Origin of the sequence: Stieleria bergensis, from assembly GCA_007745635.1 — a bacterium.
GTDB lineage: Bacteria > Planctomycetota > Planctomycetia > Pirellulales > Pirellulaceae > Stieleria > Stieleria bergensis.
The window spans coordinates 759,532-773,196 of record CP036272.1; the positions used below are offsets into that span (position 1 = coordinate 759,532).

General features: G+C 56.3%; 12 protein-coding genes. 5 read left to right on the top strand and 7 right to left on the bottom strand.

What is annotated here, in order from left to right; all coding sequences use genetic code 11:
* Positions 1–244: 244 nt before the first annotated feature.
* Positions 245–1,285, top strand: coding sequence for a DUF1559 domain-containing protein (locus tag SV7mr_RS02345; protein WP_145268859.1), 1,041 nt, complete (start codon positions 245–247; stop codon positions 1,283–1,285).
* A gap of 1,272 nt (positions 1,286–2,557) precedes the next feature.
* On the top strand, positions 2,558–2,836 hold the full coding sequence (locus tag SV7mr_RS02350) for a hypothetical protein (RefSeq protein WP_145268861.1): 279 nt from the start codon (positions 2,558–2,560) through the stop codon (positions 2,834–2,836).
* A gap of 527 nt (positions 2,837–3,363) precedes the next feature.
* Here SV7mr_RS02350 and SV7mr_RS02355 read toward each other — a convergent pair.
* From SV7mr_RS02355 to hpf, 7 genes are all read right to left on the bottom strand, one after another.
* Positions 3,364–3,765, bottom strand: coding sequence for a hypothetical protein (locus tag SV7mr_RS02355; RefSeq protein WP_145268863.1), 402 nt, complete (start codon positions 3,763–3,765; stop codon positions 3,364–3,366).
* Between the two features lie 208 nt (positions 3,766–3,973).
* A complete protein-coding gene (locus tag SV7mr_RS02360) occupies positions 3,974–5,578 on the bottom strand; it encodes an Rne/Rng family ribonuclease (RefSeq protein WP_145268865.1) in 1,605 nt (534 codons plus the stop codon).
* Positions 5,579–5,580: 2 nt separating this feature from the next.
* A complete protein-coding gene (locus tag SV7mr_RS02365; protein ID WP_145268867.1) occupies positions 5,581–6,411 on the bottom strand; it encodes a TIGR03936 family radical SAM-associated protein in 831 nt (276 codons plus the stop codon).
* 54 nt (positions 6,412–6,465) lie between these two features.
* Complete coding sequence (ptsP, locus tag SV7mr_RS02370; RefSeq protein ID WP_145268869.1) at positions 6,466–8,211, bottom strand: phosphoenolpyruvate--protein phosphotransferase; 1,746 nt, start codon at positions 8,209–8,211, stop codon at positions 6,466–6,468.
* Between the two features lie 445 nt (positions 8,212–8,656).
* On the bottom strand, positions 8,657–8,980 hold the full coding sequence (locus tag SV7mr_RS02375; protein WP_145268871.1) for an HPr family phosphocarrier protein: 324 nt from the start codon (positions 8,978–8,980) through the stop codon (positions 8,657–8,659).
* 336 nt (positions 8,981–9,316) lie between these two features.
* Positions 9,317–9,796: a PTS sugar transporter subunit IIA gene (locus tag SV7mr_RS02380; protein WP_145268873.1), complete on the bottom strand. Its 480-nt coding sequence runs from the start codon at positions 9,794–9,796 to the stop codon at positions 9,317–9,319.
* Between the two features lie 242 nt (positions 9,797–10,038).
* Positions 10,039–10,377 carry a ribosome hibernation-promoting factor, HPF/YfiA family gene (gene hpf, locus SV7mr_RS02385; RefSeq protein WP_145268875.1) on the bottom strand — a complete coding sequence of 113 codons (339 nt, stop codon included), beginning with the start codon at positions 10,375–10,377 and terminating at the stop codon, positions 10,039–10,041.
* Positions 10,378–10,973: 596 nt separating this feature from the next.
* Here hpf and SV7mr_RS02390 point away from each other — a divergent pair.
* The 3 genes from SV7mr_RS02390 to SV7mr_RS02400 all read left to right on the top strand — a co-directional run bounded on the left by SV7mr_RS02390 (position 10,974) and on the right by SV7mr_RS02400 (position 13,646).
* Complete coding sequence (locus tag SV7mr_RS02390) at positions 10,974–11,255, top strand: hypothetical protein (protein WP_145268877.1); 282 nt, start codon at positions 10,974–10,976, stop codon at positions 11,253–11,255.
* Between the two features lie 352 nt (positions 11,256–11,607).
* The gene (locus tag SV7mr_RS02395) at positions 11,608–12,591 is read left to right on the top strand and encodes a carboxylesterase family protein (RefSeq protein WP_145268879.1); all 984 of its coding nucleotides are present in this window, start codon (positions 11,608–11,610) and stop codon (positions 12,589–12,591) included.
* Positions 12,588–13,646, top strand: a complete 1,059-nt coding sequence (locus SV7mr_RS02400; RefSeq protein WP_145268881.1) for an agmatine deiminase family protein — start codon at positions 12,588–12,590, stop codon at positions 13,644–13,646. The genes SV7mr_RS02395 and SV7mr_RS02400 overlap by 4 nt, the downstream gene beginning before the upstream one ends.
* Positions 13,647–13,665: the final 19 nt, after the last annotated feature.

The window sequence follows — 13,665 nt, forward strand, 5'->3', positions numbered from 1 at the left end:
GTGTTGCCACCGGCTGTTGGGGACAGTCCCCAGCCCAACGGGAGACTGGGTGGCCTGCAAGGGATGGGTGATTTAGATCTGACCTGAATTTATCGAGAATCCTTTGTTTGAGAGAATCAAAATCATTGACGAGGCGGGAGTTGTGTATGAGAATCATTCTCAATACTGGGAGCGGTGTGCTGGCCATGGTGGTCGCCGCTGCATTTTCGTCCCTGATTTTCCGCCTTAAGTCGGATTTCCAGCCATGTTTTTGGACCCGTCTCCTTCGTTCTCAACGACTCAAACGCCTCCTCGCCGCGCGTTCACCTTGGTCGAATTGCTGGTGGTGATCGCCATCATTGGCATTTTGGTCGGGCTGCTGCTGCCCGCCGTGCAGGCCGCTCGTGAAGCTGCTCGCCGAATGAGCTGCAGCAACAACATGAAGCAGATCATGTTGGCAGTGCACAACTACGAAAGTGCGACCAAGCGCATTCCACCGGCTTGGACACGGCCAGCTTTAAGCGGAGATGGCTGGTCGGCACAGGCTCGAATCTTGCCTTACATCGAGCAGTTAGCGCTCGCTGACAGCGTTGATTACGCGGCCGGCTATGGCAATTCAACCATCCTCGTCGATGGCGAGCGGATTCGGATCGCTGCGTTTCGCGTCCCCACATATCAGTGCCCCAGCGAGATTCGTGATGATCAGCGATACAACGACGATGGCGACCCCTACCACTATCCGTTGAACTACGGCTACAACGCGGGCCGATGGATGGTCTACAACCCGGCCACGGACACACCTGGCGACGGCGCGTTTCAAACGGGCAGGCTAAGTGGCTTTCGCGACATTCTGGATGGCTTGAGCAACACGCTCGGCTTTGCCGAAGTCAAGGCCTGGAATCCTTACTTGCGCGATGCGGGGCTCGATGGCAATCTGCCGCGGCCGACCGAGACCGCTCAGATTTGTGCGCTTGCCGGAAGCTTCAAACGCAATACTGGACACACCGAATGGGTTGATGGGCGAGCGCACCAGACCGCGTTTACCACAACGTTCACGCCCAACACGAAGGTGCTGTGTGACATCAGCGGGATAGAGTACGACGTTGACTTCACCAATATGCGAGAAGGCCGAAGCGACGATCTGACAACGTTTTCTGCCGTCACCAGCCGTAGCTACCATTCTGGTGGCGTCATGGTCGGACTGATGGACGGATCGGTCCGGTTTGTGACCGAATCCATCGAGCGCCAGATCTGGCAAGACCTCTCCACCCGGGCAGGTCGAGAATCCACTCAGTGGCCCGAGTAATTCAGTGCCGCCGCGGCGATCGAAGGAAGTGTCCCACTAATTGTGAACACTTGAAAGAGAGTCTTTCGGAAGGCGGAAGGACTGACTGCAGAGTCAGAAGATTTGCTTGCCTCTCACTGATCACATGAGCAGAAAGCCGTTCCGTGCGTCCTCGCGAGGCTTGGCAAAAGCGATGTGTTGAACGGATTCAGCCAGCTCTTGTTATCGAAGGCTAAAATGCGTCCACCGCATATTCAGTGGACGCTTCTTTGATGTGCGCCCTGGCAGTCGATCCGTCCACGGCAATCGAAACAACGGCCCAAGGTGTAAGCCAAAGGCGTGGTACACCGCCAAGTTCCCAGCTGTGTTGAAATGTGGAATCGCTGGTAGTGGCGTGCTCCCCAAAAGCTGATCCAACGGTTAGCAAGGTTGACCGGCCGAGATCGTCAGGATCAAGGACTGGTTACACAGCCAGAAGATCCGCTTGCCTCTCAATGATCACATGAGAGCCAACTGCTCTGCGCGTCTTACGACAGCTTGCCAAATGAGCCAGCGCCGCTGACAACGTATGGCAGAGAAACGCACTTCGGTAACCTGCCAAAGCCAAGGCGATGGCTTTCACAATCGCATCCAGATTTCCGAACGCCGAAGGTGTTCTACCCCATAGCCCAGGGTCGCGCAGCGCACCCTGGGGACAGGCCTCACACACATCGTCTCCGAACGCCGTAGGTGTTCTACAAATGGAGCTGGTAAGCCCAAGAGAACACAAGCAACTCCAAGGCATCTTGCCCAAACCCTTGCACTAGAAAAATGACGCCAGCGCCGCTGGCCATGCAAACGCTGATAATCTGCCGGGGACAGTCCACCGAAACCGGCAATCGTCGCAAAACCGGAATTGAACCACGAAGGACACGAAGAGCACGAAGGAGGGAGTTGCGATAGACATCTCGGCTCATTGGACTGGGACTGTCCCCCGTCTTGAATGCCTGAACGCCGAAGGTGTTCTACCCCATAGCCCAGGGTCGCGCAGCGCACCCTGGGGACAGGCCCCACACACATCGTCTCCGAACGCCGAAGGTGTTCTACAACGGGTTCGGGAGAGTGCCTTGGAATGCAAGGAACGCCAAGGCTTCTCGCCCAAACCCTTGCACTAGAAAAGTGACACCAGTGCCGCTGGTCATGCAAACGCTCATAATCTGCCGGGGACAGTTCACCGAAACCGGCAATCGTCGCAAAACCGGGAATAAACCACGAAGGACGCGAAGAGCGCGAAGGAGGAGGTCGCGATAAACGATGGAATTGCTCGACGAGAATCGTAGGGTGCTGTGCTTGCGCGCACCAATTCACTCCGCACAGGCGGCAATCACACCAGCGGCCACCCCCATGATTGACAACAACGGGGCCACGACCGATGAGCAGAAAATCGTGCCGATGAAACTCGATCCGGCTAGCGGCATGCCATTACCAAATCTAAAGCCCTCAAAACCAAGCCATTTCAATCCACCGGGCCAATCAAACGCGCTCTCACCGCGTCAATACATCGCCACGGCGTTAAACGCACGGCCCCTCTAGCACAGCCCCCCATTCAAAAACGCCTTGGACACCCAAGTGAAACCAGGCAACCCATCAGGGCTCAAACTCCGTCCCCACATCAGAACTCGGTTGATGGCTTACTAAGTCAAGTCCACAGCCTCGAATGCGAATGGAGGCAATTGCTGGAAATGGAGAACGCTAATAAGCACTTATCAGCACTAATCAATTAGTGGAAATGAGTGCCTATTAGTGTTCCCGATTCGAGACGTCGAACACTCCGTCTCTTGTACGACGAGCGTGAAGCATGGGGGCAGCGTGAGCCACTGAGCAAAACGGGACATTCCACCGTCCCCATTGCCCAACGCTAAAAAGGGCCTCTGCAAGCTTGCTGGTCACCAGCCACTCCCGGCCTTGATCGCAGCCCTGGACGTCCCAGGGAAGTCGGCACCTGATCGGCTTCGCCCCTGAGGGCTCCATCACGTCATCACCAGACAGGCCATCAAGAGCTTTAACAACACACGGGACATCCCCTGGAATCGTCGACAAACCCGTTGTAGAGCGTCTTTTCAGTCTGCTGGGTGTGATACTGTTGTCTGGTCTATGCCGCCGTTGTTGTCGCTGTCGAGGTATTCGTGGAGCAGGCGATCATTGGCATCAAATTCGTAGGTCAACGCTTGATCGACGACGGAGTCATTGCCAGCGTCACGCTGAAGGCCGACTCGGTTGCCCGTCAGGTCATAGACAAATGATTCGCTGACGTCGACCGCATCGTCCCAGTGGTTGAGAGCTTCGTCAGTCAGGCGGCCGGCAGCATCATAGGTCCAGTCATACTGAGACTGCAGGACTTCGCTCGCATCGCGAAGGTTGTCTCCATCGGTCGGTTCGCTGACTCCATCGGCATCATCGTCAAACCAGTGGGTTTCGCTCAGCGAGACACGTTTGCCATCGGCGGATTTGGCGTTAGCCACGACGGGGTGATGGGAATCCGCATCTTGCATAACCGCGTCTATCGGGGACGCCAGCAGATGGCGTTGCCAACCGCTTGGCCCTCACCTCGCTTAGGCTGAACTCTCCGGCCGGCGGGAGAGTTCAGTCAATGAGTGGTCAACGATTCTGCATCAGCCGTTTTGGCGTTAGCCGCGGTTTGGTGATGTTTGAGATCGATGACTGGCAGGCTTAGGAGTCGATTTCGACGCGTTCACCTTGAGCATCGCGGCAGTCCATTTCCAGTGCTTCTGGATACACGCCTTCGCTGCCCAGGATCTGCACTGTCATGTTGCCGACGTCTTCCATCTCCATCACGCTGCGGCGTTTCTTGTTATTCAGATGCGCTGCGACTTCATCGTTCACTCGCACGGTGACGCGGCGAATGTGTTCGTTCTTGACGGCCAGGGCCAGCATGCGCACGACTTCGATGCTCATGCTTTCTGCGGTCTTCACCAGGCCGCGTCCTTCGCAGCAGGGGCAGTCACGATAGATGCTTCGTTTCAGGCTTGGGCGAACGCGTTGCCGCGTCATTTCGATCAAGCCAAACGGGCTGGTGCGCAAGATTTTCGTGCGTGCTCGGTCGCCAGCCATTGCGTCTCGCAAAGCACGTTCGACTTTGCGTCGATGGCTTTCTTTCCGCATGTCGATAAAGTCATTGACGATCACGCCACCCAAGTCACGCAAGCGTAACTGGCGAGCGATTTCCTTTGCGGCGGCAAGATTCAAGCGGAAGGCATTTTCTTCGGCCGAGTCATCGCTGCGAAAGTTTCCGCTGTTCACATCGATCGCCACCAAGGCTTCTGTTGGATCGATGACGATGGATCCGCCGTTGGGGAGTTGGACTTGGCGTTGGTGAATCTTGACGATTTCCTGTTCCAGGTCGTATTTGTGGAACAGTGGCGAGGGGCCTTCGTACAGTTTCAGGCGCTCGACCACGCGTGGCATGGTCATCTTTAGGAATTCGCGCGCATTCTCATAGGCGTCTCGACGATCGATCAGGATCTGATCGATATCATCGGTGTAAATGTCACGAATGGTTTTGATGATCAGGTCGCTTTCTTCGTACAGCACCCCTGGTTCGCTGGTTTTTTCGACGCGGCGAACGATGGTTTTCCAGAGTCGAGTCAGGTAGTCAAGGTCGCGTCCCAGTTCGTTTTCGCTGCGGCCAGCGCCGGCGGTACGGACGATAAAGCCGAGTCCTTTGGGTGGGTTCAGCGAAAGCAAGCAGCGGCGTAACCGCTTGCGATCATCTTCATCTTCGATTTTGCGACTGACACCGACGCGTTCGAGCGCTGGCATCAAGACAAGGTAGCGTCCGGGGATCGAGATGTAGGTGCTAAGCGTGGGGCCTTTGGTTCCAATGCCTTCTTTGATGACCTGGACCAGGACTTCATCGCCTCGTTTGAAGATTTCTTGGATGGGCGGTTTGATGCGTGGTCGCCCTCCCTTGAAGGCTCGTTTGCTGCCACGTCCGGATTCGCGTGCTCGCTTGGCGGCCGCTTCGGCCATCTCATCCGATTCACGTTTGATTTCTTCGGGGTCGTAGCCACCTTGACGAAAGTACTGTGGTTCGACGTCGCTGATGTGCAGGAATCCGTTGCGACCAACACCGAAGTCAACGAACGCCGCTTGAATGCTTGGTTCCAAGTTGACGATCTTGCCACGATAAATATTGCCGGCAAAGGCTTCGACGCTTTTACGTTCCACGTAAAGTTCTTCGAGTTTGCCGCCATCCAGGATCGCGATGCGGCTCTCTTCGGGCTGCAGCACGTTCATTAGCATTTCACGTTTCATGATTACACCTCTCCGATGGTGTCATCGTCGGGCGACGATGGATTAGTTTGTGCGAAAAGTTCGGGGTCAGCCGGTTCCAGCTCACGCTGCAACACGACATCTGTTCGGGTAATTTTCGATCCGCCAGAAACCCAATCAGCACAGCCGATCAGGTCCAGCACATCACTTGGTTTCAGGGTCGCTCCATCGCTGGCAGCCAAGTGCAATTGAATGCCTTGGTCGCTCAACTTGAGAGCATTGATTTGTTCTTTGATGCTGAAGGTTTGCTGCTTCTTCTTGCGTTCAATGGTGACGCTGGATTGTTGCATCAATTCATCCATCGCTTGTTGAACGTTGTTCAGGTCAACATTTGATTCATACAGTTCAGGGTCAGGCAAGCTGATGGTGTATTGCAGTTCTCTGAGTTTGGCTTTGCCGGCCGATTGCGGTATCCGTTGCACGCTGTGTAAGCACAGGCCAGGCTGCCGGTCACTGGAGAGTTTCTCCAACAGATCGGCTGCCAAGATGTCTTCCGAAAGGTCCAGTTCGACAACTTCACGCTGACCACTGACGCCCAGGGCCAGTGCCGAGGGGAAACTGATCCGTGGCTTGGGGTGGAAGCCTTCGGTCATCGACAGCGAAAGCTGAGCACGACGCAGCAGTCGCTCCCAGAGCCGTGCCAAGTCGCGGTGACTGGTCCAACGCAACAGCCCGTCTTTGGAAAAACGAATGCGATAGCGAAGGCGCAGCGGAGCTACGGCCTGGGCTGTTTCATCGGCAACCGGCTGTTCGGTGTTCGCTGGCGAAGCGTCCGAAGTGGTTGGCGATTCGCTGTCGTTTTGCAAAGGGGACATTGTGTTCGTGTGGCGTGGTTTGTGTTGCTTGATGCGGTTGTTGCTTGAGGAGCCTTAGGTGACAATCAATTCGGGGACATAGTCTGCTAGTCGATCCAGTAAGTACAGGTCAACGTCGCGAGCCGCTTCGAGTTGCATGACTCGTTTGGCGATCTCTTGACACTGCGCAATCGTGACGCTGCGAATGGCTTTTTTGACACGTAGCAGCGACAGCGGCGGGACACTCAAATGGCGAACGCCCATGCCCAGCAGCAGCAGAGCGCGTGCGGGATTGCTGCTCATCTCGCCACAGATCGATAGCGGCCGATCGAACTGGTCGCTGATGTCAACACAGCGATTGATCAACCGGAGCACTGCCGGGTCGCTGGACTGATAAAGGTCTGCGACATATTCATTGCTGCGGTCGACCGCCAGGGTGTACTGCGCGAGGTCATTGGTGCCGATCGAAAAGAAGTCGACTTCTTCAGCGAAGCGTTCCAAGGTCATCACCGCTGCGGGAACCTCAACCATCATGCCGACGGGAATGTCGCTGCGATGTGGAATGTCGGCTTCCTTCAAGTCTTCGGCCACCAGGTTCAACAGCATGCGGGCCTGGCGATATTCGTTGATTGTCGTGATCAAGGGGAACATCACGCGGATGTCACCTTCGGTGGCCGCACGCAGGACGGCACGAAGTTGGGGCCGAAACAGGTCCAGATTGCGCAGAGAAAGTCGAATGCTGCGTAAGCCCAGGAAGGGATTGTGTTCGTCACCACTGCGGCGGTGGTGTCCCATTTTGTCGGCGCCCAGGTCCAGCGTTCGAATCACCACCGGCCGTCCTTTCATTTCGCGGACAACTTGGCTGTAGGCCTGGTAGTGTTCTTCTTCGCTCGGTTCGTGATTGCTGGCCAAGTAGAGGAACTCGGTGCGATACAGGCCGATTCCATCGGCACCACGTTGCAGGCAGGTTGTGGTTTCGTGGGGGAACTCGATGTTTGCACTCAGTTGAATGCGAGTGCCGTCAACGGTTTCAGCGGGCAGTTCACGCAGTTGGGCCAGTCGGGCGCTTAGCGAGCGACCTTCATTGGCCAGTTGAAGGTACTTGTCCAGTGTGGCCTGGTCTGGATCGATGATGACTTTGCCGCGGTCGCCATCGACAATCACTGTGGCATGGTCACCAATTTTGTCCAGGAAGGGGCCGATTCCGACAACCGCTGGCAGTTCCAAGCCTTTGGCGACAATGGCAGTGTGTCCGCCAGGGCCGCCGATTTCGGTGCAGAAGGCACGCACGTGCTGGCGGTCAAGGTTTGCTGTTTCACCGGGTGTCAGCACATTGGCCAGCACGATGACTGGTTCGGAGAGTTCGCTGAGCTGGCTGGTGGGGATCACGCCCAGCGAGGTCAGCAATCGCTTTTCAATGTCCAGCACATCGTCGGCGCGATCGGCCAGCAAAGGGTCTTCGAGCCGGCGAAGGACTTTGGCGTAATTGTTTAGAACTCGGCTGACCGCATATCCGGCGGTTTGGCGTTCTTCACGAATCCGACGTCGCAGTTCGGCCTGCAGACGTGGGTCACGCAGCATTTGCTGCTGAGCGGCAAAGATTTCAGCGGTCTGTTCGCCAGCGACGGCAGCGGTTTCGATTTGCTGGGTCTGTAAGGCAGCGAACGATTCCTCGATCGCAGCTTGCAGGCGGGCGTATTCGGCGTCCACCTCGTCAGCGGCAATCAGTGAACGGGGAACGCGATAGCCTGCCGGATCCAGCACAAGTGCTGGTCCGATGGCGACCCCGGGTGAGACGGCAATGCCTTGTAATTCAACCATGGTGGTTCGATGTCGTCTGACCGGTTGACGCAAGGCAAAACGCGCATTGATTAGGACGGAACCCGTGCGGGGTGAACCTGATTTGGCGGCAGCAAAGCTGGTCCAGCAAGGCAGGTCACTTCGATCGCCAGCGTGGCTGGTGGATCGAACGTTCGCGCACGGTGCCGTTTTTCAACGGCCGTCTCTTCAACGCATGTTCCGCGATGCGATTGCACTCGGCGGACATCGATTGTGTTGTTCGTTGTGGTGTTAACTCGGTTGCAAGCAGTTGTGTCAACGCGAGTGTCTGCGGATCGGATTCCCGATTCGCAGCAGCTGTTGTTGCTGCCTGCAGGTTGGCTTCGATGGGATGGTTCAGCCAGGGGCAGTGGGTGGCAGGGCAGGGTCGCCTCGCCAGAGCACTGCGGGAAAATGGTGTTCGGTTGTTGCTGACCGGCCGGGGAGCTTATTCAGCTCGGACCTCAGCGGTGTTGTTGCCCTGTTCGTCTTCGGGCAGGTCTTCGTCAAAGCCACGCAGGAAAAAATCTTCCAGGCAATCGAGTGCTTGTTCAGCATCGTCGCCTTTTGCGATCAGGTTCAGTTCAGTGGACTGCGCCGCGCCGAGTGTCATCAAATCAAAGATGCTCTTGCAATCTGCCAGAACGCTACCACGTTTCAAGTGGATTTGTGATTGAAACTGATTCGCCAGTTCAACCAGGGTTCCGGCGGGGCGCAGGTGCAAACCCTGAGGGCTTAGGATGATGACGTTTCGGCTGGAAGCCTTGCTCATTCGAATGTTGGCAGGGGTCTGGTGGCGGTAACTTGTCGATATCTTACACGACTGCCGGCTTTCAGGGCCAGTTGATTGTCAGCTGATTTGGTTCGTACGTGGCATCGGTTCAAGGCCCCGCGTCGGGGATGGATGCCGAATGGACGGGGAATCAGCGTGAAACCAGGCGATTGCCTGAGGGGTGCCACGCCAAGCAAAAAAGCCTCTGGAGACTGCTTGGCGGCTGGTCGCCGCCGCGGCAGTGGCGTGCCATCACTGGTCTGACGCCCGGAAAATCTGGCTGCTGAGCCACTTAAACGTGTCGGTTTGCAACACTTCGGTGGCTCGGCAAACGGATCAGCCAGTGGCAAACTGATTGTCGTCGGCTTCCTGAAGCAGCTGCGAAATGTCGTCGGCAGTCTTGCTTTGTTTCAGGAAGCGACAGAACGTTTCGTCGCGCAGTTGGCGAGAAATGTTTTCCAGAGCACGCAGGTGGTCACCTGGGTATTCCGGGGGGCTGATGAGCAAGAAGAACAGCTGAACGCGTTCTCCATCAAGCGAATCGAAATCCACGCCATCGATGCTAACTCCGACGGTGCCGACCAATTTGTCAACGCTCGGGTGGCGCGTGTGAGGCACAGCGACCCCACGGCCGATCCCGGTGGAACCGATCCGTTCTCGTTTCATGATTGCGGCGATGATATCGTCGCGTTTATCCGCTTCAATCTGGCCAGCATCCAAAAGGCTTTGGACCAGTTCTTCGATCGCCTGTTCCTTGGTGGTGGCGGTCAAACTGGCTTGGATTGAATCCGTGTTGATGAAATCTGCAAATTTCATAAGGGCTAACTTCTTCGTTGGTGTGTGCGGTCAACGTGAGCAAACGCTGGGCTCAGAAGGAGTCTCCTGGACCCAGGAATCAGACCTGTCCACCCGCTCAGCTGGTGCTTCGGAGTCAGAGCGTTCGGAGTGCTCTGCGGCAGGCCCGCGCCAGAGGAGGCACGGCAGGTCTGCATCACTTCAAGCTCGCTCAAAGCATTGCAACGTGAAGAGCTCTGCAAGAACCCTTCACCCTGAGGGGCTTACTCGTCCGTTGACGGGGTTTCAATGTGTTTATGCCCGGTGGCTCGATGACCGGTTTTCTTGTCTTTTACTTTCCGCAATTGCTGTTCCGCTTTGGGAATCGCTAGGTCGAGTGCTGCGATCACTGTGGAGGCTTCCGCAGTGGCCACGCACTCAGGGGCGTGCTCGATGGAGACTTGGATTTCGACGCCTGGCTTATCCAGATGTTCGAGGTCGATGGTCACTTCGATGGAACTGATGCGATCGTATAAACGTCGCAATTTCACTGCTTTTTCTTCGATCAGTTCTTGGTCGCCAGGCTGAAGATTGCCATGACGGGCTGAAACACTCACCTGCATCGTCGCTATTCTCCTGTCTCTGAAACATGCAATCGCCACTTCCGTCTTGCTCACCAAAGCATACGCGACATTGCCGGTTGCGGGTAGCGATCATTTTGACCTTCCAGACGCCAAGATGGGAATCCCGCATCGCAAAGCCTCCCGATCGGAGATCTCGACGGGGCTGTGGAGGAAATCTCTGCGGATTCCTGTCAGAAATGGCTCGTTTGGCTGACGCCATCTTTCCAGTAGAGGTGTTTCTGCGTTTCGCTGGGGCGTTCTGCAGTCTTGCCGCTTGCGTCTGGCTGCTCGATTAGCCAATGGGACTGGCCATCGTTGGCCAGCGGCTTGGGTGTGGTTGTTTGTCGCGGATCCCGCCGCCGCCTGCCTGCCTGGGGCCTAGTGGAGCGTTTTGCGGCCGTTTCCAGCGGATCCGCCGCTCACCGAGCACTTGCCGCCGCTCACCGAGCGTTTGCCAGGGCAAAGCAACGCCTTGGAACAGCCAGCTGGGGCTGAATCAGCTCGCTGGGGCAAGTCACGCTTGTTGACTTTGCCAGAGCGTGGTAGGCTTAGCGGCTAAACATTTCCGTCAAATTCCACGCACCCCCTGTCCATCTATGGCCCGTACCGTCGTCAGTCGCGCTGAGAAAGCAGCCGAGGCGGAAGCCGCCGAAAAGGCGCTACAGTCAAAAAAGAAGAAGTCCGGCAAGCGAACCAAGGCTCAGGAGCACGTTCGCATGCGACTGTACTGGGGTGTCTTTAGTCAGAACTTCAAACGCGTCGCTGTGTTTGACTTTGACAAAAAGAAGGAAGCGGACAAGCGAGCCAAAGAGCTCAGCAAAGGCGGCAAATCACCGCACTATGTCTCGAAGGTCAAAGAAGAGATCACCGTCGAGTAACGCTCGATTGCCCGCGTTCAATTCAATCGCGTTCAATTCAATCGAGCAATCTCCACACGGCTGGTGAGTTTCTATCACCAGCTGAATGGGTCGCGCGTCATGCTTGCTCAGCAGGATCGTCAGCAAGCATCCATCCGCTGGCCGCTTCGATGAATCGGAAATTCGATCCCGCGTGGATGACTGGCTGCGTTTCTTTTGACGCATTCTCTGCCCAAGTCAGTTGGGCATCGGGGACACCTGCTATGCAGTGATAGCTCCTCAGTCTTACACTGTGTATCCTTTGATTGCACCGCGATCACGTTTGGTTCGCGGTCTGCCAATTTGTTCATTGATTGCAGTCTGGAGAAGCATCGTGAAGGTCCATGCGCAGAGTTTGTTGTGGAAGAGTTTGTCGGTGATCGCGGCAACTTTCGTTTTCTCATTCGTCGTCTCGCCGGTTGCTGTTGCGCAGCAAGAGGTGCCAGGGATCACGATCAATCCGTTGGCGACTGAATCAGTTGCTCGGCTGAATCCATACGTCGCCAAGCCGGTCGTCGCACCCCAGCAGTCGCAAGCCCTGTCTTCGGAGGTTCCCCAGATGCAGCAGTTGTTAGAGACCTTTCAGGCAGAGAGTTTTGAGTCGAGTGATCAAGGTGCGTCCCCATTGTTGTATCGCTGGATGGGGCCTGCGGACTGGGATTCCAAAAGTGAACAGAGCGATCAGGCGGGCTACCCACTGGTGATCTTTCTGCATGGTGCCGGTGAGCGAGGCGAAGATAACGCCAAGCAGTTAAAGCATGTCGCCGGGCAATTTGCTCGTGCCGATCGCCGTGCTGAGTTTCCTGCGTTTGTTGTCTTTCCCCAGTGTCCCGAGGGAAAGAAGTGGGTAGAGGTGGACTGGGGCGACAAAAAGGGGATTGGCACCTTTTCTGATGAGCCCTCCGAATCGATGGCATCGGCCTTCGAATTGATCGATCAGTTGTGTGAACAATGGCCGATTGATCGCACGCGTGTCTACGTGGGCGGCTTGTCGATGGGTGGCTACGGCACTTGGTTCGCGGCCTCCCATGGTGCGGATCGTTTTGCGGCAGCGGTCCCGATTTGTGGTGGTGGCGATCCTGAGTGGGCGAGTCGTTACAAAGGTGTGCCGCTGTGGGCGTTTCATGGTGATCAAGATAGCGCTGTGCCTGTTGGGCGTAGTCGCGAAATGGTTGCCGCCTTGGCAACAGCGGGCCATCAACCCGAATTGCGGTACACCGAATACGCCGGCGCTGGTCACGATACTTGGACCCGTACCTTCGAGCGAGACGATGTCTTTGCTTGGCTGTTTTCTCAGCGCCGCGAGTCCACCGAATGAAACGAGTGCCTGCCGACTGGGAGCCTCAGCAGGCAATCTGGATCGCCTGGCCGCACAACGAGAAGACTTGGCCGGGGCGTTTCCAATTCATTCCCAGTGGCTTCCTTCAGCTGGTCAACACCATCAGTGAGTCAACTCAGGTGAACCTGTTGGCCAGCCAATCGCCTGATCGGTCGGGGCTCGATCGGTCGTTGCTTGCCGGTTTGGCTTCGTCGGTTCGGCTGCACGATGTCGACACCAATGACTGCTGGATCCGTGATTATGGACCGACTTTTGTGGTCGGCGATCACGTAGCGGGCTGTTATGCGATCGATTGGAAGTACAACGCCTGGGGCGGCAAGTACCCGCCTTGGCAACAGGATGATGCAGCAACCGCGGCAATCATACAGGAAGCGGGTTGGCAGCGTTTGCAAGCTGATTTGTGTCTTGAAGGTGGCGCGCTTGAGTTCGATGGAACCGGCCGCTTGTTAACAACCAGCAACTGTGTGTTGACGCGAACGCGAAACCCGGGATGGACGCGGCGTCAGGTGGAACGCCGGTTAGGTGAACTGACCGGAGTTCACGAAGTGGTTTGGGTCGATGGTGGTGGCTTGCAGGGTGATGATACCGATGGGCACATTGATCAGCTCGCTCGTTTCTTGGATCCCGAAAATCTTGTCATTGCGGTCTGTGATGATCCAGAAGACGAGAATCACATTGGGTTGGAGCAGAATGTTGACCTGCTTTCTCGTTGGGCCGAAGACACCTCTCCCGCGGTGAACGTGCATCGCTTGCCGATTCCCGCGGCCCGCTTTGTGCAAGGTCAGCGCGTGCCGGAAAGTTACTGTAACTTTTTGCGTTTAGGCCCCGAACGCATCTTGGTGCCTTGCTTTGGGCAGCCAGGCGCAGATCAACGAGCGATTGAAACGATTCAAGCCGTGGCCGCGATCGAGAACCCAAACGTATCGGTCACCGGCTTTGATTGCGTTGAATTGGTTTGGGGACTGGGCGCATTGCACTGTGCATCATCCAATCAGCCCATGCTTCCAGTCCAGCCAGACCACCCATCGCTTTAGGCAATCAGTCGATCAATCT